Raw genomic sequence first — 22,300 nt, forward strand, 5'->3', positions numbered from 1 at the left:
CCAAGTTTAGTTTTTACACTGTAAATAATTTTATATTACTGTATTTATTGGGATTTATTTTATGGTCAGATGAGATAGGAAAGAACAGATTGAAGTTTGCTGAACAATTAAACGTTTCAAAGTGAATTTATTTTTGTTTCATTGTGAAACGGTTGGCCCGCGGCAAACGCCACGGGCCAGTCAGTTTTAGAACGCACAACGCGGTTGTGGTAATTGTCGACCACGCGGGTGCGATGGACGATTGCTAAGGCCAAAGCCGCAGGTGCGCGATAGGCGCAAGTCAATCACGATGGGATCATGATCGCTTGAACGGAACGCATCGGCTTGATACAGCTCAGGTGATTTGAACCACGAGCTGCTTGGTAGACGCTCTTGGAAACCAAATGCTGGGATTTCGTCAGCATTGATATGCCATGCAGCAGCGTTCAACACTTGCGTTGCCATTTCTGGCGAAGCGAATACGTGATCCAAGCTACCTGCTTGGCCTTGGAACACATAGCTATAAACCTCAGGGTTGCCGCCATTAAAAGCAACTTCGAGGTTCGTATAACCAGCATCACTCAAGACAACTAACGGATCTTCCATCGCGTATGCGTTGAAATCGCCGAGAATCAAGTAGCTGTTGTTGCTTGATTGCGTCGGGTTGGTTTCGATCCAACGCGCCAAAGCTGCGGCTGAATCTGTACGCCACTGGTTCCAACAACCTTGACCATCACCTTGGTCGGCGTTCACGTCTGAGCTCGATGGGCACGAACCTTTTGCACGCAAATGCACAGCAACCGCGGTAAATTCACCACTATTATAGGCATGGAAGCGTTGCGCGAGGGCTGGACGTTGACGTGAGGTATCAAACTCAGGGTCGACACTTGAATCAAGTACAGCATAGTCACCACGCGGCATCACCCGACTGCTGCGATAAATAAAGGCCGGCTTAATGGCGTCGGTACCTAAGTAACCGGTGGCGATATAGCTCCACTCAGGTCGCCACGCAGGGCTGCGTGATTGCGCGTTGAGTTCAGCCACTAGCAGCGCCAAGGTCGCATCATCAGCGTCATTTTCAATTTCATTAATGGCGATAACATCAGCGTCCATGTCGAGAATCGCTGCCGCTACTTTAGCGAACTGACGATCGCGTTCAGTGCTGGTTTCGGCGCCACGACAGCTCAGGCCGTTTGGACCACACTCAGAACCCGACACACTTAAGGTTGCGAATAAATTCTCAACGTTAAAGCTCGCCACACGCAAGTTTGGCACGGTGTAGCGCTGGCGGCGCGGACCGCGGTCGCTGCCATAAGTAAAGGGCACAACCAGTGGACGTTCGTTCGCTTCGCTATCAAACGCTGGTGTTTCCAATGAACGCAAACGATAGGCACCAAACGAATAGCCCATTACCGCGGTGAAGCCTGGCTCTAAGGTATAGCCAGCGCGCACAGGGTTGCTGGCATCCGCCGGCGTTAAACCATCAGCACCGATTAAGTACGGCTGACGGTAACTGCCACCACGCGCGTTATCGATCACTAGCGTATTCAGTGCATTTGCCGCCAATACCGCATCAGCTTCGTCACCCGGACGTGCAACTTGCGTGGGTTGGAAAATACGGCCGTTCGATACGGTGATCTCACCATAACGTAGGGCGTTGTATACGTCGCTAACGGTCAGCTGTTGCGGCAACGTGGTGAGCATCCCTTCTACTGCTTCGTAGGCCAGATAATCGGTGACTGGCAGTTCGAAACTGACCGGTGCCACCGCATTTGGCGCGCTACCACATAAGGCCATTGCGTCGATATCACTAAGTTGCGTTTGGCCGAAATACTCTTGCGCATAACCACCAACACGCACGATATCGCCCGGCTGTACGGCATCACCTTGACCACCGTCATAAACGAAAATACCTTCCGAGGTCAGCGGATTACCGTCGCCTTGCAATTCTTGCAAGTAAAAACCGCCGAGACCACCGTTACTGGTGTCTTGGAAGCTCTGCGTGACCACCGCTTCAACCTGTACATAAGCGCCTTGCACTGGGCTTTGGAAACCAGCACCTTGCACTTGATGGATTGGGTTAGCCGGAGCGCCACAGGCAAATTCAGCTAAATTATTTTGCGCTTCAGCAGTGATTTCAAACGCGGCGACGCGCCAAGTGCTGCAGTTGCCGTCATTGAAGGCGTAACGAAACGCAAAATGCACCTGCCCTTCGAGTTCGGCGGCATTGGCCAGCCCTTCAAAGCGCGTCGGTACGTTATTACTGGTAAAGTCATCGCTTACCAAAGTATCAAGCAACACCCAATCGCTTGGATTGATGACGCCATCACCTTGATACGACGTTGAATAGTAGATTTCGAGGCCATTGGTACCACCGAAGCCACGCGCAACTTCAACGGCAACTTGCTCGGCAGTTTGCGCATCGAAATCAAACACTGGCGAGATAAACCAGCTGTCATTGGCACGGCAAGCACCGTCGATAAATGGCGCAAAACTGACGTTATCAAAGCTGCCATTCCAGTCCCATGATTCAGTACCGCTGACGCTCACTTGCGTCCAACCCTGTTTGTACGGGTCTTCGCTGAACTCGTCACGATAAACCGTCATGCGTGCTGCGTCTTCGTCGCTGACGCCGGTCACCGTGATGTTGTCGAAGCGGTTGTTGCCAGCGGTTGAGGTCGCACCGTCTAAGGTGATGCGAAAATAAACCGAAGCTTGGTCATTCACGTCAGCTTCGTCAGTGAGATCAAAAGCTGCTGTTTCCCAACCACTCAGGGTACCGCTATCGACGTTTACCGTGGTGAAGCTGCTGCCGTCGGTTGAATAGGCAAATTCGCGTGAGCTAAAGCCGGTGCTGGTGCCCCGTTGCGCCCAGCTGACGTTGATTTGCTGGTAGCCTTCGGTGTTCACTTCGAACACGATGCTCATACCGTTATTGCTGGTATCCGCGCCGCCCTGCGGTGACAACGAGCCACCTGAAGGATACGCGCCAATGCGATTATTGGTGGTGCCGGCAAAGCTCTTGATATAGCTCAGCACGCCGTCGCCATCGGCATCTGGGTTGTAGTTTTCGAGATAAAGAAGGCCTTCACCTTCGTCGGCTGGCATTGGAAACGACGAAATCGTAAAGCCGTTTCCACCAGTAGGGAGTTCATTATTATTTTGAGCCCAATACGCTAAAGTGTCCTGTGCAAATGCACTACATGACAATAAAAGCGAGCCCACGAGAGCAATTATATATTTCATTTTTTATGTTTCCGTGGTGTGTAGAAATGTGCGTTAGAATACATGGCAATTGTTACAAAATGATTGCCTTTTTATAATCGATTTGCGCAGGAATTACTACCACGGGAAAACGGCTTTACATCGGTGTTGAATGATAGCTGAACCCGTAGTAGAACTACGGGCTACATTCATTGCCGAGAACACCGATGCGAGTGAGTCGTGAAACGCTAGCGGAAGTAGAAGCTATAGCCCAAGCTGCGGGCGCTGCGATCATGCAGATTTATCAGGCGCCCGATTTTGCTGCGCGCATTCAAGTGCAGACCAAGGGCGATGATAGCCCGCTGACCGAGGCTGATTTGGCAGCGCATCACATTATCACCGCCGGTTTGCAGCGTCTCAGTGACGCACAACTCGCTGCGCTGCCGCAACTTTCAGAAGAATCCGCAGACATCCCTTGGCGTGAGCGCCAACAATGGCAAACCTATTGGCTCATCGACCCGCTCGACGGCACCAAAGAGTTCATCAAGCGCAACGACGAGTTCACCGTCAATATCGCACTTATCCACAAAGGGCAGCCCCTCCTTGGAGTCGTGGCGGCGCCTGCGTTGCAGACGATATACAGCGGCGCACGCGAAATTGGGGCTTACAAAGCGGGTGCGTCAATTGCGGCGCGGCAAGATAGCGCTGCGCCGACACTGAAAGTCGTCGGATCGCGCTCGCATCCGTCGCCGGATGTGCAAGCTTATTTGGACAGATTAGGTAAGCCGTATGAACTGGTGCCAATGGGGAGTTCGCTGAAGTTGTGCTTGGTGGCAGAAAGCAAAGCGCACTTGTACCCGCGTTTAGGCCCTACGAGTGAGTGGGATACAGCGGCAGCGCATGCGGTTGCAGTTGCCGCCGGCGCCGAAGTCATGACCCTCGATGGCGAAGCATTGCGCTATAACCAAAAAGACTCATTGTTGAACCCGTGGTTTTTGGTGAAGTGACGTAGCCCGTGGTTCTACCACGGGGCAGCATGCGTACATTGCAATGGGAGGTGTCGCAGAAGGTATTGCGCCGAATGGTCGTTACCCCGTACTAGAAGTACGGACTACATAAGGCGTTATAAGAAATTCGTCGGCTGAACGAATGCCTTCGCGTTGCTGACAGACCTTAAATAAGCCGAATAATTTCTTTGCTGTGGCGTTGCCTTGCGGGCCAACCATGCGGCGCAGCCCTGACTCTTTCATCTGCAGTTCAGCAGCTACATCACCAAATGCTTGCGTGCCATTTAAGTAATCACGCAGTAGTGCGTTTCCAACTGCAATATCGTCTTCTAAGTACGACTCGAGCGCCTCAAGCAACAAAGCGCGGCGATACTCTGGGTCTTTACATAGCTGCATAACCGTTTCTTTAAATTCCTTCGTTAGTGCCATTTTTGATACCCTCTGATTTGCGTGTTTTGTAGTCGTCTAGATATTGCCGCGCCAGCGCGATAACTTTGTTCTGGCTTGCCTTATCGCTACCAGCAAATAGGACGATGAGACGATCACCTTCTATCACGTAGTAAATTCTATAGCCTGGGCCAAAATGAATTCTTCTTTCATACAGACCACCACCCTGCTTAATTACTTTATGATCGCCGAAGTTTCCGATTTCCATTTGGGTGATAGCTTTGGTGACTTTTGCTTTAGCACGAACATCTCTCAGTCCCCTAAGCCATTCGTTAAATGGCGATCGTCCATCGCTCGCCACATATTCCTTTGCCGTTCGCTTGATTGCTCGGCTTGTATTCATGCTAAATCCTTTTGCACTTTATAATAACATTTATGTTATTTTCAAGAGTGTTACAAATTAAACAATTTCAAACTTACTTTAAGCATTGTTTTAATTGGTTTTTTGTCAATAAATGGAGGATTATTTTGATGTAGGAGAACTTTACTACGACATAAAATGTTGCGCCGAATGGTCGTTACCCCGTACTAGAAGTACGGGCTACATAAGGCTACAATCGGGGCATCGATAACAACAATGATAAAGCGATGCGACTGACTCATTTGCAGCAACTGGAAGCCGAAGCGATTCATATCATGCGCGAGGTGGTGGCCGAGTGCCAGAATCCAGGTATGCTGTATTCGGTCGGCAAAGATAGTTCGGTGATGTTGCATTTGGCACGCAAAGCCTTTGCGCCGGGACGCATTCCGTTTCCGTTGCTGCATGTCGACACCACTTGGAAATTCCAAGAGATGATCGCCTTTCGCAACGCCATGGCGCAGAAGCACGGTTTTAAGCTGCTCACCCACACCAATCCCGACGGCCTCGCACAAAACATTAATCCGTTCGAGCATGGCAGCGCCGTGCACACCGATATCATGAAAACCCAAGCGCTCAAACAAGCCCTGAATCAGCATCAGTTCGATGCGGTGTTTGGCGGCGCCCGCCGGGATGAAGAAAAATCACGCGCGAAAGAACGCATTTTTAGTTTTCGTGACGAGCAGCATCGCTGGGACCCGCGTAATCAGCGCCCCGAACTGTGGAATATTTACAACACACGCATCAAGCCCAAACAGAGCCTGCGGGTGTTTCCGCTGAGCAACTGGACCGAGCTGGATATTTGGCAGTACATCTACCAAGAAGGCATCGAGATCCCGCAGTTGTATTTTGCCGCCAAACGTCCGGTGGTGGAGCGCAACGGCACCTTGATCATGGTGGACGACGAGCGCATGCCGCTCGAACCCGGCGAACAACCGCAACACAAAATGGTGCGTTTTCGCACATTAGGCTGCTATCCGCTGACCGGAGCGATCGAGTCAACGGCAACTACACTGCCCGAAATCATTCAAGAAATGCTGCTCGCCACCACCTCGGAGCGCCAAGGTCGAGTGATTGACCACGACAGCAGTGGCTCAATGGAGAAAAAGAAAATGGAGGGGTACTTTTAACAGTACCGTTTTGCTACATGAGCCATCAATCACCGTTAATCGCTGAAAACATTGAAGAATACCTAAAGCAGCATGAGCGCAAACAATTGCTGCGCTTCATTACCTGTGGCAGCGTCGACGACGGTAAGAGCACCTTAATCGGCCGCCTGCTGCACGACAGCAAGCTCATTTACGAAGACCAGCTCGCCGCGCTGAAGAAATCGCATAGCGACGCCGACGTCAACCTCGCCGACTTGGTCGATGGTCTGCAAGCCGAACGCGAGCAAGGCATTACCATTGATGTCGCGTACCGCTATTTCAGCACCGACAAACGCAAATTTATTATCGCCGACACCCCAGGCCACGAGCAGTACACGCGCAATATGGCAACCGGTGCCAGCACCTGCGACCTCGCGATTATCCTGATTGATGCGGAAAAAGGCGTACAAACCCAGACACGGCGCCACAGCTTTATTGTCAGCTTGCTCGGCATCAAACATGTGATTGTCGCCGTCAATAAAATGGATGCGGTGGCTTACAGCCAAGCCCGCTACAAAGAGATCCAGCAACAGTACATTGAACTAGCTGGGGTGTTGAATATTCCCGACATTCACTTTGTGCCGATCAGCGCTTTGCATGGCGACAATGTGGTGCATGTGAGTGCACACACACCCTGGTTCCGCGGCCGTACCTTGATGCAATACCTCGAAACCCTCGAGATCCAACAGGCACAAGCCAATGATTTTCGCTTTAACGTGCAATGGGTCAATCGTCCCGATGCCTCGTTCCGCGGCTATGCCGGTAGTATCGCCTCGGGTACGGTGAAGCCAGGCGACACTATTCGGGTGTTGCCGTCGGGCAAAGTGAGCACGATCAAAGCGATTGCAACCTTCGATGGCGAATGTGCGCAAGCAGTAGCACCGCAAGCGGTGACGCTGACCCTGAATGACGAAATTGATATCAGTCGCGGCGACATGATCACCGACAAAGATGCGTTACCGCACATGTCGCGTCGCCTAAGAGCCAAAGTCGTCTGGCTGCATGAAGAAGCATTACAGCCACGCCGCGAATACATCTTAAAAATGGGGACGCAAAGTGCTACGGCATGGTGCGAAAAAGTGCGCTATCGGGTCGACATTAACAGCTTGAAAGAAGTCGATGACAGCCAGCTGGGCTTGAATGAAATCGGCATGATCGACGTGCAAGCACTGCAACCCTTGGTGTTCGATCGCTACCAAAGCAATCGTGCTACCGGCGCCTTTATTTTAATTGATAAGCTCAGCAATGCCACAGTTGCCGCAGGTATGGTGGCGCAACCGTTGAGCGACGCTGAAGAAGCGGTTGATACTGCACGCGTCGGCCCGGTGACCTGGCAATCGACCTCGGTCACCCGCACGCAACGTGCTTTGTTAAAACAACAACAGCCGGTGGTGCTGTGGTTTACGGGATTATCGGGCGCGGGCAAATCGTCGATCGCCGATGCCGTCGAAGAACGTTTAGTGGCACTGCACAAACATACTTACTTGCTTGATGGCGACAACGTCCGCCATGGCCTCAACGCCGGATTAACCTTTAGCGAAGCCGATCGCATCGAGAACATTCGGCGCATTGGCGAAGTTGCCAAACTGATGGTCGACGCCGGCTTAATCGTGCTTACCGCCTTTATCTCGCCACTGCGCGCCAACCGCGAATTTGTGCGCTCGCGCTTAGCTGACGGCGAATTTGTGGAGATCTTCGTCGATACCCCGCTTGCCGTGTGTGAGCTGCGCGACGTCAAAGGGCTCTATGCCGCCGCCCGCAAAGGCGACATCGCCAACTTCACCGGCATCAGCTCGCCTTACGAAGCGCCCACGGCGCCTGAGCTCACCCTCGACACTACCGCATTAAGCGTCGATGACGCCGCCGAACGCGTCATCACCTACCTGCGCGAACATGGCTATTTGTAGCCCGTAGTTCTACTACGGGTTTACCTCGCGTACCTCACGATGGATTCACCGCGTCTACGTCGCTTTGCTTCTCCTGCAACACCCGCTGATACACCTCTTCGCGATGCACCGATACGTCTTTCGGTGCTTCCACGCCAATCCGAATTTGGTTGCCGGAGACTTTGAGAATAGTGATTTTGACGTCGTCGCCGATCATCAGAGTTTCGCCAACGCGGCGTGAGAGAATAAGCATGAGTGTCGTCCTCTGACTAAAAAACTTTAGATTACTCAATCGTCAGTAAATTACTAGTGCCTTACAACGAAATCCGACTTGTCGCACAACTGTGACGAATGCGCGCCACCCCCAGTAGAACTGCAGGCTACGATTTGCGTTGGTAAACGTGTTTGCGGTGGGCAATCTTTACGACGGTGACGAGCAGAAGGCCATCGCTTATTGAATACACCACGCGGTAAGCCCCTTGGCGGATACGATAGCGTTCTTGACCCGAGAGCTTCTCACAACCAGGAGGACGAGGATCATCAGCGAGCGCCGAAATCTTGTCGAGGATCATTTTAACTTGGTCGTTGGGAATCGCGCGCAAGTCTTTTGCCACCGACTTTTTGAATTCGATTTTATATTTTGCCATGCGCTTTCAAATCCGCCAGTAGCGCTTCGTAACTCATCGTTGGCTCGGCAACACGTTCATCAAATGCGGCAAGATCTTCCTGATCTTCAGCTAACGCAGCACGCACCGCATCGTTTACTAACTCAGACACAGAGCGATCGGTATGCGCAGCTTTCAGCCGCAATGCAGCGTGTAACTGAGGATCAAAATAGATGGTCGAGCGCTTGGTAGATTCGTTCATGATGACCTCGGTACGATTCTCTGAAGGACGTCATGACATTATAGCGTTAAACCGCTAAATAGGTAGCCCGTAGTTCTACTACGGGTCTACTATGCGTACACCTCGATGAAAAATCACAAACGGGTATTGCGGCGAATGTGCGCCTCCCCGCAGTAGAACTGCGGGCTACATGATCGATTCGCAAAAGTTGTGCAATTAAGATCCATGGATTATACCTAGAAACGGACTGATTAATTTTTAACCAAACAAGAGAATGCACGGATGAAAAAGTTACTTAGTATGTCGCTCGGGCTGTTAATGACTTTGTTGTTTGCTCTGGGTCCTCTATCTAGCAAAGCGCAAGATTTAGGGCACTTTATCGAAGGACCATTTATTAGTGCGTGGAGCTTGGCGCTCGAACCTGCACCACTTCCACAATTTGATGATGTCGCACGGTTTCGCATAGAGGTTGAATATGACACTTCGATACCCATGACCAACTCTGACTTTAACGAATTTTTAAGCTTGGCAGAGTACTCGGGGAATATTCGTGTCGTGCGAATTATGCTGTTTGATGCGTCAGGGAATCCTATCGACACCGGACTTATCACTCCATTTGATAGCAGCACTGCTAACTCGCCTACCAGTTATCATCGGTCGTTCCAAATAAGAGGATCAACCGAGCAAATGTTGAGCGATGAGCTCATTGTAGACGCGCGCAGCTTGGTCAACGAGCAGATGTTAGCCACGATAATTGAGGTAGATGCGGTAAGTTCTGCGCTGCACGAATCCTTTAGTCCATTCCCACGATTGTTCACGACCGAACTAGTGAGCCCTGCACGGGTGGATATCACGCACGCAACACTTTTTGATGGGCTCCGGATTCAAGGAACTGCGGATGTGATTGGCACTTACACGCTGCAAGCCGACGCAGATGCTGATGGGGTGTTAGACGATGTTGATTTATGCGGCACTAGCAATCTCGCAGAAACGGTTATTTTTCGTGATTGGTACGACTCAGGTGTGGTGAATTATGTAGATGGTGACGGCTGCTCCATTATGGATCGCTATGCGGCCTGCTCAGTGGAAACCGAAACTCGAAACTTATTTAGTAGATTTCGCCCCCTCTACAACGGCCCTTCGTACTGCGAAAAACAAGTTTCGTATGCCTTGTATGACGAGCAAATCATTACCAGCATCGAAGCCCGCCTGTTGCGCGACGCCTTGTATATGTCGTACCGAGGTGATGACCGTTAACTGATGTAGCCCGTGGTTCTACCACGGGTCTACTATGCGTACACCGCGGTGATAAAATCAGAAACGGCTATTGCGCCGAATGCGCGCTGCAACGATTTGACGGTCAAACTGATTGTCAATTTATTGCTAAAAATGTTTATATTTGTTATTTTCCCTCGCCACAACCGAAGCATCCCGCTAACAACACCGTCACCTAATAACGATAGGCTTGAAGAATAAGCGCGAATGGCTGAACTCTATGTAGGACTGATTATTCTGACACTCTTCGCAGGGCTGATTGCCTCTAGGTTTCGCCCTGCGACGCTATTTGTCGCAGCAGCTTTTGCACTTTACCTACCAGCACTGATCAGCAGCCAAGAACTCCTTCATCATTACGCCAATGAATCACTCGTGACCTTGATGCTATTGCTGTTGGGCTCAATGGCACTTGAGCGCACGCGCACGCTGCAGTGGGTCAGCCGCAAGCTACTGCACAAAAGCCAGTTAGTTACGCTTTTCAGAATGATGGGCTGGGTCAGTGTTACCTCAGCCTTGTTAAATAATACCGCCGTCGTTGCGGCGCTGATGCAGAGCGTGCGCAAAAACCGCGAACACCCAGCGCAGCGCTTACTCATACCGCTGAGTTATTTTGCTATTTTAGGTGGCGTGTTAACGCTTATCGGCACCTCTACCAACCTAGTCGTCAATAGCTTCTTGGTGGAAACCGGTCACCCGGGCTTCGGCTTTTTCGATTTTCTGCCCGTGGGTTTGGGCGTGCTGCTGGTGGCGGGTACGACCGTATGTTTTGCAGCCTACCTACTCCCCAAAGGCGGCAGCGAGCTTACGATCAGCCAAGACTACTTCATCGATGCCAAAGTCAATGACGACTCGTCACTGGTCGGGAAAACCGTGCAGCAAGCTGGCTTGCGCGCACTCGACGGTTTGTTCCTTATCGAGGTGGTAAGAAGAACCACTACAGGTGAAAAGCAGGTCATTACCCCGGTCACCCCCGATACGGTGTTATTAGCGCACGACGGTTTGGTGTTCTGTGGTGACGTCAAGCAGGTACAGCTGATCAGTCAATTACCTGGCGTCAGTATGTTCGCTCACTCAGCCCTTAACGATAGCGACGAGACAGCGCCTCATAATGGCTTTCTGCACAACAAGCTAGCGGAAGTCATCGTGAGCCCAACCTCCACTCTCGTCGGCCAGACGCTTAAAGGAGCCAACTTTCGAGATTTGTTCGATGCTGCGGTTGTTGCCATAGGCCGGGGTGGCGAGCGGTTATCAGGTAAACTCGGACAAGTCAAAATCTGCGCCGGTGATCGCTTAGTGCTCGCCACCACTGAAGACTTTTATCGGCACCATAACCTTGAGCGTAACTTCTTTCTACTCGAAGACCAGCGTTTAAGTCACACGCTGACAGCCCAACAAGAGGCCATCACCCTATTGGGGTTCGCCGGTGTCATACTCAGCACCGCATTGGGTTTTTTGACCTTATTTACAGGTCTTTTGACCTATTTAGCTATCATTTTATCCACTAAAGTACTGTCACCGGCAGATATTCGTCGTCGCTTACCGGTAGATATCTGGTTAATCATTGGCTCCGCGCTGTGTATTGCAAGTGTTTTTGTAAGCTCCGGGTTGGCGAACGACGTTACCCATACCTTGTTGTGGTTACTTGATACCGTAACCGGTCATAACGTAACGCCAATGGCCGCGATGATCGGCGTATTCGTGATGACGTGGCTGATCACAGAAATCGTCACCAACAACGCCGCGGCAGCGATTGTGTTTCCGATAGCGGTGGGGATTGCCGAGAGTTTAGGCGTAAGTATGATGCCTTTTGTAATGGCGGTTGCGTTTGGCGCCTCAGCAAGCTTTATCAGCCCTTTTGGCCGCAAAACCAACCTCATGGTAATGAACGCGGGGAATTACCGCTTTCAGGACTTCGCGCGGATTGGCGTGCTGGTGCTGCTGGCTTACAGTGCAACCGCGCTATGGTTAATACCGCGGGTGTTTGCGTGGTGATGTATTACGCGTTATAGCCGTCGGGGTTTTGCGATTGCCAGCGCCAGGTGTCGCGCAGCATGGCGTCGAGCGAGAGCTCGGCGCACCAGCCGAGGCGCTCAAGGGCGTAGGCTGGGTCGGCGTAACATTGGGCAATGTCGCCATACACCGTAGCCGATGACGAAAACACGATGCGCTTCACACCGAACTCGCTCATGACTTCGCACAACCGTGGCACTTTCTCACGGTTGTTCGAGTATCTTGGCGATAGCAGCGTAGGCCGGCAACGACGTTGGGTCGTTGGCAGCATTGCCCGCCACGGGGTGCGATGCAAAGCGCACAATGACCATTTGCGCCGTCGGATCGATGTAGATGGTTTGCCCGTGCACCCCGCGCGCTGCGTAGGCACCGTGCTCGTTGTGAAAGACCCACCACATACTGCGATAACTGCCGCCGGGTAGCGAGCTGTAACCAGCTTTGGCAAAGGCCTCACGATCACCACCGGCACGTATCGATGCAATAGCGCTCGCCGGGATCACTTGCTCACCCTGATAAACGCCGTCATCGAGTAACAACTGCCCGAAGCGCGCCAAATCGAGCAGATTGGCGCTAAGTCCACCACCGGCAAACGGCGTTCCCAAACCATCGACGGTCATGTAGGCGTCGTAGGCACTGCCCATCGGCTGCCAAATGCGCTCAGCTAATAATTCATTAACCGGTGTGCCGGTGCTGCGTGCAATAATCCAGCCCAGAGCATCAGAATTGACCGTGCGATAGCCAAAGGCATCACCGTGCTCACCATTTTTCTGCACCGTTTGTAAGTACTCAAAATAGCCATTTGGCCCGTCATAGTCGGCAGGTTTGGGCAACGGACTCGCTGCCCGCGAGTACACCCAAATATCCGCGTTCGGATCGGCATAGTTCTCGCTATACTGCAGCGCTGTGGTCATATCCATAACCTGGCGCACGGTCGCATCACCAAATGCGCTCGTAGCTAATTCCGGAATAACCTCAGCAACCGGTTGCGCCGCATCAATCGCCCCCTCAGCAACGAGCATTTCAGCCAATAACCCAGTAAAGGATTTCGTCATCGACATCGCCGCGTGCATACCGTCAGGTCGCAAGCAGCCAGAATAGCTGACATGCACCAGCTTGCCGCGATGCATAATCGCAAGACCATCAGTATAATTGGCGTCAAGAAAATCTTGCCAGCCCAGCGTTTCGTCACTGCCAAGCGGTTGGTACTGAAGCTGCTGTAAATCTTCCCGGGGGGCATAGTCTAGCTCGCGCAGCAACTTGGGATCGGTCGCCACCCGCGTGGTCGGCAGCAATTCGCGCATATGACACACCGACCAACGCAGCTTTGGAAAACTAAAAAAGTTTGTATCCGGCTGCGTGATGCGCTGCTCTGGTGGCGGCGGAAAGCCTTGCATCCAGCCCATGACACGCGGATCTGAAGCATCGGCGCTCAAAGATGGAGCCGGCGGTGGCGAATCACTCGCGGCCAAAGCCGAACCAGCGGCAAGCAGCGCAACCGCGCTCACCTGTGCTATACGAACAGCAAAAGTTGACCCTTTCATTATCACACTCCCAACAGGACTCGTGATTAGAGTGTAGTCCGTAGTTCTGCTGCGAGCTACATTTAGCCATAGTCTGCTGAAACAGTTTTTTGCAATCTGCTACTTCTCAAATCGCAAGCTCGATGGCAAACTAGCGCCGTCAACAATGTGTTGACATGAGGTGTTTAAAATTCAAACATAAGGGATAGTTTGATGAATTCTGTAATAAAACTGACATTACCTGCACTAACTTTACTTTCTACCATTCCATTTACCGCTCAGGCGCAAGATCAAGCCTCTCAGAAGCCCAACTTTGACTATGCTGAGCTGAGTTACACCAAAGTTGACTTTGACGGTGAGAAAGTCGACGGCTTCATGTTCGAACTTGAGAAATCGTTTGGCGATAACTGGTTTTCCAGCTTTGATTACATAACTGCGTCTGACGAATACTCAGACCGTATAAATGGCATCATGGTCGATGCCGAAGCTGACCTAAGCCTATCATTTGCGAACGTGGGCTACCGCTTTCCAACAACAGAGACAACTAGCATGTATGTTGAAGCAGGTTTTGCGAATATCGCACTGGATGCAACCGTTGCTGCATACGGCAGTGTTGAAACCATCGATGAGAGCGATTCAGGCTGGAACGTAGCGGTTGGTGTGCGCTCTGCTTTGACTCCGGCGTTCCAAGTGGATTTGAAAGCGCGCCATATCGATATTAGTGACACCACCGATCGCGAAATCAGCATCGAAGGTCGCTACTTTATCAACGACAAATTCAGTGTAAGTGCGAACTACGCAAGCTTCAAAGACGACCTCAGCTACTTTGGCGTTGGTGCTGCTTATCACTTCTAAATCTGCACTTAATTACTAACGCAGCAACCTCCCACTCCCCACAACGCGCAGCCCTTGCTCGTCAAGGCTGCAGCCCCTAAAAAGGGCAGCCCTTCCTGCGGGGGTGGGAGGTGCTTTAAATGCATGCTGCCCCGCAGTAGAAGTACGGGCTACTTTTCGGTTTGGTCCATGGTTTCGGGGTTAGGAATGAGGCCGATGAAGCGCGCCAAACTCAGCAGCGTCATAAACAAGCCAATCACGGCTTGGGCGATAACGATGGTGTAAGCGAGCACGCTTAGCGGCGTCACATTGTAGAAGCCGAAGCTGGTCATCACTACAAAACTGGTATAGACCGCGCCAAACACGCTTTCGTTGGAGCCTGGCACGGTAAAGTCGAAAATCTGACTAAAGAATGCGTATTGCGCCGCGAACCAAAAAATAATCTCGAAGTAGTTCTGCATTAACAGCAAAATCATGCGTCTGTAGCCATGCAAAGCGTACGAACGCCCTGCTTTTTTCGCGCGATATTCGTCGAACAGCAGCACGTTCATTTGATAAACGACCACCTCAAACACCCGCAAAAATGCATAACCTGCAATCACTCCACCGACCCACACGCTCGGCACATAAATCACTAGCGGCACCGCCGCCACCGACAAAAACACATGGCTCAACGCCCACGCATCGACAAATCGCCCAGTACGTGCGCCTTTGAAAATCTTGCGAATAAGATTAAAAACCGAGACTTTGCCAAGCCAACGGAAGACCGTCTCCCAAAAGTCGACAATAAACGTAGGTTTCGGAGTTTGCTTTTCTTGTTCTGTCACGCCTGTCGCCTCATTACGCGTTGATTCTGCTTAAATTACCGTAATGTGGGGCTTAGTTCTACTGCGGGTCTACTGTGCGTACACCGCGATGATAAAATCAGGAACAAGTAGCGAGCCCAATGCGCGCCACCCCGTACTTACTCTCGCGCACACGTCAATGCCTCGTCTCAGACTGCTTCGAATAAGAGAGCATCAATTTGATCAGCCTAAAACTGACAACCGATCACATCAAGTAACTCAGATGGCCTCACAATCTTAAGTGAGTCTGTATAGCGATAAATTTCAGTCGACTTTTTCAGTAACCGATTATCGACGGTCACGAAATAATTAGCGTGGTTCCGGAAGGCGAGGAAAACATGCTCTGCGTCGCTCTTCATTTTTTCACGAGAACCGTTACCAACAATTATCGCTTCGATACGCTTCTTGTGGGGTATTTCTTCGGCCTGCAATGGAACCTCTAAAGATTGTATGCACTGCAACGCAGCTGCTTTTACTTTTTGGGGAGTGCGAGGGTAGTCAATCTCCTTTAGTACAGAATGGACTAACTGTACACCTGAGCTCTCCTGCTCTAATAATTCTAATACTTTCTTCGCCGCACCAGACTCTTGCGGGGAGCCGCCATCAAAAGCACAGGAATCGAAGAAAGCTGCAATATGAAGGAGTCGAGGAGGGTTCATTTTTTTTCTCCACCGTGACTGTGGCATCGCGCGGTCACCGAAATTGGCCAGCCCAAGCGCGTAACATGATCAAAGGTGAAGCAATGCTCCGTAGGATTATTGCGGCACGCACCAATCACTTCATGCGAGCAATTAAAGTGCGGTTTGCGCAGCCGTATTTCGCCATCGCAAACGGGACACTGTGCACTTGCAGCAATCACCTCAATGGTCGGGTCGCTATCATCGCTTGGCTTCAGTACCATCACGGACTGCGGTGCGGAAATACTGGCGAGAACATCTGGAACTAAGGCAATCCGCGTGGTAGTGAAACGATCGTAAGATCGCAATAGTCCAAAACCTATGTAACCGACGAACAGACTCGCGAAAACTCCTAAAACTGCGAATACCGAAGGCTTATCAAGCGCCAACAGCAACAAAAAGACCGCAAGCACTAGGTATCCAAGAGCAAGAGCGAAAATCGCAATCATAGAGAGGACGAAAGGCCAAAGACGCAACCGCATCCCAGATAAAAACCCAAATATTCGCCACAACTGAAGCTTTTCATCAAAGGTATAACGTATTGCACCCACCGGGATGTCTTTTGCGGCACGAATTCCCTCCTGCGCGGCAGCAACGCCACTAAAATGAGCAACATTATTACGTTGCGATTTATCTATGGTAACCGCGGGAATGAACTCAAAATCATTGTCGATTGCAAATTCACGCAATGCATCGGAAAACGCCGCGAGTTTCTTTTCAAAACTCGAGAATGCTTTACCATGCGCGGTATTACTCTCGGCTTGTTCAGGGCGATCAACCAAGTCAGTCAAGGTAAAATCTGATTCTGCTGCGTCCGAATCCAGAACCTGGCGACTCATTTCTTTGAGCAAATGGTGAAACGCTTGAAGTCGCTTTTTACTTTTATCGAGATGCTCAACCCAGTCCTTGGCACAACGAGCCGCAACTTTAACTGTTTGTTTTTCCATAAAGATTCTCGGTGATTCTCTGTCTTTCGCTAACTTTTATTGAGTTTCCTTGGTTATCTCAACCACGTCAATACGACGTTTATTAGCCTAAGGAGCATGCAATGAGTTATTCGCTAATTCCATTCGCAATTCAAAAGTCTAGCGGCCGTTGGGTTGATGTGACCCAAGTTGAACGAGGACTAAAATGCGATTGCATTTGCCCCGCCTGTTTCGCTGATGTGGTAGCGAAGAAGGGCGACCTTCAAGACTGGCATTTTGCACACCGTGCCAGCGACAACGATGAGGGATGTCTGCATGCATTCGCGGAATCACTTTATGGCAGCACCATGCAAATACTCAATCAGTTGAGTTGCATAATGGTGCCCTATGCCTCGCTATTCGAGAGTCGGACACTAAATATTCAAGACATTGAACTCGATGTCGAATTTGATGAGTACTCTGCTGATTTTGTTGTTTATAGCCAAGATACTCAGATTGCTGTCATACTGACGCATGAGTTACGTCCTTTTCATGGCGAGCTGTTAACCTTAATTCCAAGAAGTTATCCGATTTTAGAAATTCAACTCAACGAATTTCGGTGCGACTTCCAAAACGTGGAGCCACACGAGTATCAGCAACTTCTACTTCGTCTTTTTAGCGAGTCATTGACCGCCAAACGTTGGCGAAGAACGCCAGAAAAATGTGATTTCCCTAGTCGAGAACAGTTTATCTACAACTGTATGGGGTGCGGCAGCCGTTGGCAAAGTCACGCGCTCGCCCACATGTGCGAAGTCTGTCAAACTCCGCTATTGTCAATGCGAGACCCAGTGTCATGATGGTTTTCGCGTTGACGGAGCAAGGACAAGAACGCACGCATGTTGATGATGCAACCAAAGCAACTAGGTATGTATGTGCGCTGTGCAAGTCATCTGTGAGTGTCGTTAAAGGAGAGCACAAACGTCATCATTATCGTCATAGGGTAGGACGCAAGTCAGGCGGCAGCAATGGCGAGACGGATCTACACCGGGCGGCAAAAGAGATCATTCAAGCATCCCGCTCGCTGGTATTTCCGAACAACAAAGTCATCAAGTTTGATCATGTGGACGTAGAAGTTACTCTGAACAAACAAGTTAAGGCCGATCTGATTGGGTATATCGGACAACGAAGATACGTTATTGAAATTCGTGTGACGCACGCCGTTAATCGACAAAAAATTGAGATTATTGAAAGCCTGAATGTTGATACCATAGAACTAGACCTCAGCTCTTGGCATCGCAGCTGCCCATCGCTTGCGAGCCGGGTTGGTATTGAACAAGTCATTAATCTTTACGCTCCGCGCAAATGGCTCGTTCGGCATCGCCGTTTTCCGCGCTTATATCGATTTTGGCATAGCGCAAAAAGCTGGCTACGTCAGCTCACCCACCCCCGACTTCCCACAACGCGCGCTCCTTGCCAGCTGCGGCTTCCGCTATAAAAAAGGGCAGCCCTCTCTGCCGCTAAAAAAGAATTTCAAATTTTTTCCCGCAGCACCTCGTCGTATTAGCCATAGCTGTTAGTCAACAATGAACTTCGCCCAATCAACGGGTGAATAAATTCAAATCAACTAACAAAGGAATTATTTATGAACGATTCAATCCATCACGCGGGTAAAGCTGGCTGGCCGAGTAAGACAGGCGGCAAGTCAGGTGGCGGTCGCACTAACAACCCTCCACGGAAGTAATCAAAGCCAATGTCGGTGCCGCAAGGCACCGACACAAGGAGGAATCATGAAGTTTAGCAATAACAAACGAATCAATAAGTTAGTAAATAGTTTGATTAAAAGTGGCTGGTGTTTTAAAAAAGGCACGAAGCACAACAAGCTGGTGTCTCCGAGTGGGCACATTAAAACAATTCCGGGAACACCGAGTGACTGGCGCGCAGCAATGAATTTCGTAAAGGACATAGAACGCGCTCAAGAAAGGAAGCAAGCATGAAACAAGCACCCAAAACCACTTTATTCGCGCCACTAAAGATTCTGAAAGTTTGGGCTGACGGCTTTGGCCTTCGGCTTACAGAGAAGCAGCGCAATGAATTAGATAGCCTGCATACTGCTTACAACCGATACAACCACCTGATCGATGAGGTTATCATCAATCAGCTTAAAGGGTTGGTGACAGACTCTTATCTTCGAGAGCTTAAGCAGATTCTATCGTCGAGCATTAGTAACCTCGCACAAAAACTCTTGCAGACATCTTTCTTCGCGATGACACCTCGTGAAATTGAAGAATTCATTTGGGGGGAGCTTTACGCAATTGAGTTTACCAATGCACTTTGTCATATCCACACCTGCGAGAACTATCTTCCATCACTGCAGCAGATGATGAGTAAGAATAATTCACGGCATGCAACCGCGGTTGCTTTAGATGCTGTGAAAAACGACCCGGCTTGGCAAGTATTCAAATCCTCGCTCGACAAGGATGCTATTGACCGATTACGTTGTTGGCGAACGACAGAGCTTGCAAGCTTCGAAAAAATAAAGGAGTTGCTGCAAGAAGCATCAACACTCAAGCAGGAAAATCAACAACGGTTCTTCACGATACTGCTGCACGCACGCTTGCTCGACTCTTTTAAGCCAAAAGAAAAAGAAAACGAAGAAGCGAGAGAAAAGACACCTGCAGAGTGTCTGTTCGAGGGTATTCTATTGCGTCATTCAAACTGTGATCTTCGACTGTTTTTACCGCCCGAGCAACCACGTACCAATGACGAAAAGAAGCTATGTTTGTGGGGCTATGATTTACTGCAAACATGGAGGCAGGCGAAACAGGATTTCGAGAACGGGGATATAACGAAGGCGTGTAAGACGTGTTCTGAACTATTAGAGCTGAGTATTTGTTTCGGTCCAGAGGAGCAAGAAGCGTTAACACATTTTTCTCTCTTGCTCGGTTCGATGCGAGGCAAGAAAGGCGATGCGCCGCTGTTAAAAAAAGCCAAGAATTTAGGTATCATTTTCGGCTTTGAGCAGCCCCATGACCATGTAAGTGAGTATCCCAAAGAGGCACACAAACAACTGCCTAACTTCGTAAAACAGTATGAAATTGAACAATGGCAGCGGGATTGCAAAAAGCTATTTCCGAATGCGAAGGTGGATTACGGCAAAGTGCGGCCGAAGATGTTGATTGCTCGCTTTGACGAGCTGAAGTTTGACCTCGCGAAACGTAAATCTCGTATCGGCGATTCTGCACTCAGCTTGGAACAACTCTCCCAAGCTATTCAACATCGTCAGTATGACACCTTCCAAGCGCTCATGGCGCAAACCTTTAGGTTAGATTTTGCCATAAGTGAGCGTGGTTACTCACCTCTTGTCATAGCGCTACAAAACTATTTAGATACGAGGTCTGAAGCAGACGCCGAGATTGTTCTGAAACTGCTGCAAAAGGTCAAGAAAGACCGGTATCGTATCAGTGAAATTGTCGGCACACGAACTGATGAACAGAAGCTTACACCCTTGGGACTTGCCATTCAGTGCAACCGTCCGGATTTTGTAGAACATCTGTTAGCGTTGGGTGCGGATGCGAATCAACGGCTATCGGAGCAATTTCGAACACCACTTATGCATGCTTTAAATAATTTCGCGCATTTGAAAAGCATCGCTTGTGAAGAAGAAATTGTAGCGTCAAAAAGCATCATCAAGATGCTGTTAGATAACGCTGCAGACCCGAACTTATTGCACGAGCACCCTGGCGCTGGTTATCACGTCGGACATTTTGCGGCCGAACTGAATGACGCGGAAATCTTCGATTGGCTTGTTAAGAATGATCTCAACTTAGAGCAAGGCTATCTTGACCCGGTTGAGAAACGGACGGTACGTATCGAGCATGTTGCTCACTATTGGCAAGCAAATCACATCGTTGAGTACCTGCAATCGCGGTATTAGTGTATCGCAATAGCTTTATTTGTGAATGCGCTGCCCCGCAGTAGAACTGCGGGCTACGATTTCTCGTAGCCGTCAGGGTTTTGCGATTGCCAGCGCCAAGTGTCGCGCAGCATGGCGTCGAGCGAGAGCTCGGCGCGCCAGCGGAGGCGCTCAAGGGCGTAGGCTGGGTCGGCGTAGCATTGGGCGATGTCGCCAGGGCGACGAGCAACGACGCGAAATGGCACCGAGCGACCTGAGGTGGCTTCGAACGCGCGGATCATCTCCAGCACGGACACGCCGCTGCCGGTACCCAAATTCACCGCATCGAAGCCCGGACGCATGTGCTCTAGCGCAGCAAGGTGTCCGCGCGCCAAGTCGACCACGTGAATGTAGTCGCGCACACCGGTACCATCGGGCGTCGGGTAATCGTCGCCATACACGCTTAACTGCTCGAGTTTGCCGACCGCCACTTGTGCAATGTACGGCACCAAGTTGTTGGGAATGCCATTGGGATCTTCGCCAATCAAGCCCGACGCATGGGCGCCGACGGGATTAAAGTAACGCAACACGGTTACCGACCACTCAGGGTCGGCAATACAGAGGTCGGCAAGCAGGCGCTCGACCATGTACTTTGAGGTGCCGTAAGGGTTGGTGGTGCCGCCCGTCGGAAAGTCTTCGCGGATAGGCACGCTCGCTGGATCGCCATACACCGTAGCCGATGACGAAAACACGATGCGCTTCACACCAAACTCGTTCATGACTTCGCACAGGCTCACGGTGCCGCTGAAATTGTTACGGTAGTACATCAGCGGCTCGCGCACACTCTCACCGACCGCTTTAAAGCCAGCAAAATGCATTACCGCAGTAATCGAGTGGTCGGAAAAAATGGAACGCAGTAAGGCTTTGTCAGCAATATCGCCCTGCACAAAGATGACTTTCTTGCCGGTGATGTGCTCAACACGATTTAGGCTCTCGCGGACGCTATTCGACAGATCATCAAGCACCAACAGCTCGTGCCCAGCCTCAAGCAACTCCACAACCGTATGCGAGCCAATGTAACCCGCGCCTCCAGTGACTAAAATCATCTTACGTCCTTGCGTCTCTTTACTGCGTATTCAGGAAGTCGCATTGTAGCCCTTACCCTTGGTACGGGTCTAGCGCGCGGTAGGTTGCGATGCCTACACAAATAGTCAGTGGCGCGATATTGTAATCCTCCAATAAATCGTACAGTTATGATCTAGTTCCACTTTATGAGATCCTTCATTTCGAAAGCGGATTCAACCCCAATGGTCGCTATACACGTAGTTCCAGCAAAGCTTATTCATATTAGTATTTCTCCATCCTAAAATCAGGCACCAACGCTATGACTATTTTGACGATCTTGAACCGAGCGACGATGAACCTGAATTTGGTACCCAAATTACTGACGTGTTGCCGCGCAGGGGC

The 22,300-nt window shown here is 50.5% G+C and carries 21 protein-coding genes and 1 pseudogene; 10 read left to right on the forward strand and 12 right to left on the reverse strand.

The features are described 5' to 3' along the window. Window positions 1-186: 186 nt before the first annotated feature. Entirely contained in the window at window positions 187-3,087 is a 2,901-nt protein-coding gene (locus ACJ8W9_RS06145) for an ExeM/NucH family extracellular endonuclease (protein WP_411360638.1), read from the reverse strand. Between the two features lie 323 nt (window positions 3,088-3,410). Here ACJ8W9_RS06145 and cysQ point away from each other — a divergent pair, with 323 nt between their 5' ends. Further along, window positions 3,411-4,190, forward strand: a complete 780-nt coding sequence (gene cysQ, locus ACJ8W9_RS06150; protein WP_411360639.1) for a 3'(2'),5'-bisphosphate nucleotidase CysQ — start codon at window positions 3,411-3,413, stop codon at window positions 4,188-4,190. Window positions 4,191-4,271: 81 nt separating this feature from the next. On the opposite strand, the gene ACJ8W9_RS06155 is transcribed toward cysQ, so the two are convergent. Together ACJ8W9_RS06155 and ACJ8W9_RS06160 are read right to left on the reverse strand one after the other, a co-directional pair. Continuing rightward, window positions 4,272-4,619 (reverse strand): hypothetical protein, encoded by a 348-nt coding sequence (locus tag ACJ8W9_RS06155; protein ID WP_411360640.1) that lies wholly within the window; start codon window positions 4,617-4,619, stop codon window positions 4,272-4,274. After that, window positions 4,597-4,980 (reverse strand): type II toxin-antitoxin system RelE/ParE family toxin, encoded by a 384-nt coding sequence (locus ACJ8W9_RS06160; protein ID WP_411358992.1) that lies wholly within the window; start codon window positions 4,978-4,980, stop codon window positions 4,597-4,599. The genes ACJ8W9_RS06155 and ACJ8W9_RS06160 overlap by 23 nt, the downstream gene beginning before the upstream one ends. Window positions 4,981-5,201: 221 nt before the next feature. On the opposite strand from ACJ8W9_RS06160, the gene cysD reads away from it, so the two are divergent. Continuing rightward, window positions 5,202-6,125, forward strand: a complete 924-nt coding sequence (gene cysD, locus ACJ8W9_RS06165; protein WP_411360943.1) for a sulfate adenylyltransferase subunit CysD — start codon at window positions 5,202-5,204, stop codon at window positions 6,123-6,125. 17 nt (window positions 6,126-6,142) lie between these two features. Further along, entirely contained in the window at window positions 6,143-8,050 is a 1,908-nt protein-coding gene (gene cysN, locus ACJ8W9_RS06170) for a sulfate adenylyltransferase subunit CysN (protein WP_411360641.1), read from the forward strand. A 34-nt stretch (window positions 8,051-8,084) separates the two neighbouring features. On the opposite strand, the gene csrA is transcribed toward cysN, so the two are convergent. The 3 genes from csrA to ACJ8W9_RS06185 form a co-directional block, all read right to left on the reverse strand. Continuing rightward, a complete protein-coding gene (gene csrA / locus ACJ8W9_RS06175) occupies window positions 8,085-8,282 on the reverse strand; it encodes a carbon storage regulator CsrA (protein ID WP_411358994.1) in 198 nt (65 codons plus the stop codon). 127 nt (window positions 8,283-8,409) lie between these two features. Next, a complete protein-coding gene (locus tag ACJ8W9_RS06180; protein WP_411360642.1) occupies window positions 8,410-8,676 on the reverse strand; it encodes a type II toxin-antitoxin system RelE family toxin in 267 nt (88 codons plus the stop codon). Then, on the reverse strand, window positions 8,663-8,896 hold the full coding sequence (locus ACJ8W9_RS06185) for a CopG family transcriptional regulator (protein ID WP_411360643.1): 234 nt from the start codon (window positions 8,894-8,896) through the stop codon (window positions 8,663-8,665). Before ACJ8W9_RS06185 ends, ACJ8W9_RS06180 begins: the two co-directional genes overlap by 14 nt. A gap of 261 nt (window positions 8,897-9,157) precedes the next feature. On the opposite strand from ACJ8W9_RS06185, the gene ACJ8W9_RS06190 reads away from it, so the two are divergent. Further along, entirely contained in the window at window positions 9,158-10,132 is a 975-nt protein-coding gene (locus ACJ8W9_RS06190; RefSeq protein ID WP_411360644.1) for a hypothetical protein, read from the forward strand. Between the two features lie 225 nt (window positions 10,133-10,357). After that, the gene (locus ACJ8W9_RS06195; protein ID WP_411360645.1) at window positions 10,358-12,142 is read left to right on the forward strand and encodes an SLC13 family permease; all 1,785 of its coding nucleotides are present in this window, start codon (window positions 10,358-10,360) and stop codon (window positions 12,140-12,142) included. A gap of 4 nt (window positions 12,143-12,146) precedes the next feature. Here the strand turns inward: ACJ8W9_RS06195 and ACJ8W9_RS06200 are convergent. Further along, window positions 12,147-12,284, reverse strand: a pseudogene (locus ACJ8W9_RS06200) (UDP-glucose 4-epimerase GalE); the annotation flags it as partial. Window positions 12,285-12,363: 79 nt separating this feature from the next. Next, window positions 12,364-13,701 (reverse strand): serine hydrolase domain-containing protein, encoded by a 1,338-nt coding sequence (locus ACJ8W9_RS06205; RefSeq protein WP_411360646.1) that lies wholly within the window; start codon window positions 13,699-13,701, stop codon window positions 12,364-12,366. Between the two features lie 192 nt (window positions 13,702-13,893). On the opposite strand from ACJ8W9_RS06205, the gene ACJ8W9_RS06210 reads away from it, so the two are divergent. Beyond that, window positions 13,894-14,535, forward strand: coding sequence for a porin family protein (locus ACJ8W9_RS06210; RefSeq protein WP_411360647.1), 642 nt, complete (start codon window positions 13,894-13,896; stop codon window positions 14,533-14,535). Between the two features lie 149 nt (window positions 14,536-14,684). Here the strand turns inward: ACJ8W9_RS06210 and ACJ8W9_RS06215 are convergent, their stop codons facing one another. The 3 genes from ACJ8W9_RS06215 to ACJ8W9_RS06225 form a co-directional block, all read right to left on the reverse strand. Beyond that, complete coding sequence (locus ACJ8W9_RS06215) at window positions 14,685-15,341, reverse strand: hypothetical protein (RefSeq protein WP_411360648.1); 657 nt, start codon at window positions 15,339-15,341, stop codon at window positions 14,685-14,687. Window positions 15,342-15,547: 206 nt separating this feature from the next. Next, window positions 15,548-16,018, reverse strand: coding sequence for a hypothetical protein (locus ACJ8W9_RS06220; RefSeq protein WP_411359002.1), 471 nt, complete (start codon window positions 16,016-16,018; stop codon window positions 15,548-15,550). Further along, window positions 16,015-16,983 (reverse strand): hypothetical protein, encoded by a 969-nt coding sequence (locus tag ACJ8W9_RS06225; RefSeq protein WP_411360649.1) that lies wholly within the window; start codon window positions 16,981-16,983, stop codon window positions 16,015-16,017. Before ACJ8W9_RS06225 ends, ACJ8W9_RS06220 begins: the two co-directional genes overlap by 4 nt. Window positions 16,984-17,084: 101 nt before the next feature. On the opposite strand from ACJ8W9_RS06225, the gene ACJ8W9_RS06230 reads away from it, so the two are divergent. The 4 genes from ACJ8W9_RS06230 (at window position 17,085) to ACJ8W9_RS06245 (ending at window position 20,875) form a co-directional block, all read left to right on the forward strand. Beyond that, entirely contained in the window at window positions 17,085-17,798 is a 714-nt protein-coding gene (locus tag ACJ8W9_RS06230) for a hypothetical protein (protein WP_411360650.1), read from the forward strand. Continuing rightward, window positions 17,795-18,436: a hypothetical protein gene (locus tag ACJ8W9_RS06235; protein WP_411360651.1), complete on the forward strand. Its 642-nt coding sequence runs from the start codon at window positions 17,795-17,797 to the stop codon at window positions 18,434-18,436. The genes ACJ8W9_RS06230 and ACJ8W9_RS06235 overlap by 4 nt, the downstream gene beginning before the upstream one ends. Before the next feature lie 292 nt (window positions 18,437-18,728). Then, on the forward strand, window positions 18,729-18,935 hold the full coding sequence (locus ACJ8W9_RS06240; RefSeq protein WP_411360652.1) for a hypothetical protein: 207 nt from the start codon (window positions 18,729-18,731) through the stop codon (window positions 18,933-18,935). After that, a complete protein-coding gene (locus tag ACJ8W9_RS06245) occupies window positions 18,932-20,875 on the forward strand; it encodes a hypothetical protein (RefSeq protein ID WP_411360653.1) in 1,944 nt (647 codons plus the stop codon). Before ACJ8W9_RS06240 ends, ACJ8W9_RS06245 begins: the two co-directional genes overlap by 4 nt. Window positions 20,876-20,928: 53 nt before the next feature. On the opposite strand, the gene galE is transcribed toward ACJ8W9_RS06245, so the two are convergent. Continuing rightward, on the reverse strand, window positions 20,929-21,939 hold the full coding sequence (galE, locus tag ACJ8W9_RS06250) for a UDP-glucose 4-epimerase GalE (RefSeq protein WP_411360654.1): 1,011 nt from the start codon (window positions 21,937-21,939) through the stop codon (window positions 20,929-20,931). Window positions 21,940-22,300: the final 361 nt, after the last annotated feature.

The sequence above is a fragment of the Pseudidiomarina salilacus genome (genome assembly GCF_047323925.1).
Taxonomy (GTDB): domain Bacteria; phylum Pseudomonadota; class Gammaproteobacteria; order Enterobacterales; family Alteromonadaceae; genus Pseudidiomarina; species Pseudidiomarina salilacus.

Bases quoted from the DNA above. Each gene is read 5' to 3' on its own strand.
- ACJ8W9_RS06185 (WP_411360643.1), bottom strand. From the start codon at position 8,896: ATGAACGAATCTACCAAGCGCTCGACCATCTATTTTGATCCTCAGTTA.
- ACJ8W9_RS06240 (WP_411360652.1), top strand. From the start codon at position 18,729: ATGAAGTTTAGCAATAACAAACGAATCAATAAGTTAGTAAATAGTTTG.
- cysN (WP_411360641.1), top strand. From the start codon at position 6,143: ATGAGCCATCAATCACCGTTAATCGCTGAAAACATTGAAGAATACCTA.
- ACJ8W9_RS06230 (WP_411360650.1), top strand. From the start codon at position 17,085: ATGAGTTATTCGCTAATTCCATTCGCAATTCAAAAGTCTAGCGGCCGT.
- ACJ8W9_RS06160 (WP_411358992.1), bottom strand. From the start codon at position 4,980: ATGAATACAAGCCGAGCAATCAAGCGAACGGCAAAGGAATATGTGGCG.
- ACJ8W9_RS06205 (WP_411360646.1), bottom strand. From the start codon at position 13,701: ATGAAAGGGTCAACTTTTGCTGTTCGTATAGCACAGGTGAGCGCGGTT.
- ACJ8W9_RS06155 (WP_411360640.1), bottom strand. From the start codon at position 4,619: ATGGCACTAACGAAGGAATTTAAAGAAACGGTTATGCAGCTATGTAAA.
- ACJ8W9_RS06225 (WP_411360649.1), bottom strand. From the start codon at position 16,983: ATGGAAAAACAAACAGTTAAAGTTGCGGCTCGTTGTGCCAAGGACTGG.
- cysQ (WP_411360639.1), top strand. From the start codon at position 3,411: ATGCGAGTGAGTCGTGAAACGCTAGCGGAAGTAGAAGCTATAGCCCAA.
- ACJ8W9_RS06195 (WP_411360645.1), top strand. From the start codon at position 10,358: ATGGCTGAACTCTATGTAGGACTGATTATTCTGACACTCTTCGCAGGG.
- ACJ8W9_RS06180 (WP_411360642.1), bottom strand. From the start codon at position 8,676: ATGGCAAAATATAAAATCGAATTCAAAAAGTCGGTGGCAAAAGACTTG.
- ACJ8W9_RS06190 (WP_411360644.1), top strand. From the start codon at position 9,158: ATGAAAAAGTTACTTAGTATGTCGCTCGGGCTGTTAATGACTTTGTTG.
- ACJ8W9_RS06235 (WP_411360651.1), top strand. From the start codon at position 17,795: ATGATGGTTTTCGCGTTGACGGAGCAAGGACAAGAACGCACGCATGTT.
- ACJ8W9_RS06220 (WP_411359002.1), bottom strand. From the start codon at position 16,018: ATGAACCCTCCTCGACTCCTTCATATTGCAGCTTTCTTCGATTCCTGT.
- csrA (WP_411358994.1), bottom strand. From the start codon at position 8,282: ATGCTTATTCTCTCACGCCGCGTTGGCGAAACTCTGATGATCGGCGAC.
- galE (WP_411360654.1), bottom strand. From the start codon at position 21,939: ATGATTTTAGTCACTGGAGGCGCGGGTTACATTGGCTCGCATACGGTT.
- ACJ8W9_RS06210 (WP_411360647.1), top strand. From the start codon at position 13,894: ATGAATTCTGTAATAAAACTGACATTACCTGCACTAACTTTACTTTCT.
- ACJ8W9_RS06245 (WP_411360653.1), top strand. From the start codon at position 18,932: ATGAAACAAGCACCCAAAACCACTTTATTCGCGCCACTAAAGATTCTG.
- ACJ8W9_RS06145 (WP_411360638.1), bottom strand. From the start codon at position 3,087: ATGCCAGCCGACGAAGGTGAAGGCCTTCTTTATCTCGAAAACTACAAC.